The following is a 277-nucleotide window of genomic DNA, read 5'->3' on the forward strand; positions in this document are numbered from 1 at the left end:
TGGCTCGATACGAGCTCGACTTCGTGGTTGAGATTCAAGCTTAGCGAACCGTCTGCAGTCGTCAGATATGCCTTATCCTCTGCGAACGATTCGCCGGGAAGGGACCCGAAGAACTGGCAGTTCGAAGGCTCCAATGACGGCAGCGCCTGGACGACGCTGGATACGAGAACGAACCAATCGTTCAGCGAACGGTTTCAGACCCAAGTCTATGACTTCGCGAATGAAACGCCGTATCTCTATTACCGGTTGAACATTACGGCGAACAGCGGCGATGCTT

1 pseudogene is annotated in these 277 nt (G+C 53.8%); it reads left to right on the forward strand.

Annotated elements, in window-relative coordinates:
• Positions 1 to 27 precede the first annotated feature (27 nt).
• Positions 28 to 277, forward strand: a pseudogene (locus KVT27_RS24420) (discoidin domain-containing protein); the annotation flags it as partial.

The organism is Lysinibacillus sp. GbtcB16 (assembly GCF_019091145.1).
Taxonomy (GTDB): domain Bacteria; phylum Bacillota; class Bacilli; order Bacillales_A; family Planococcaceae; genus Lysinibacillus; species Lysinibacillus fusiformis.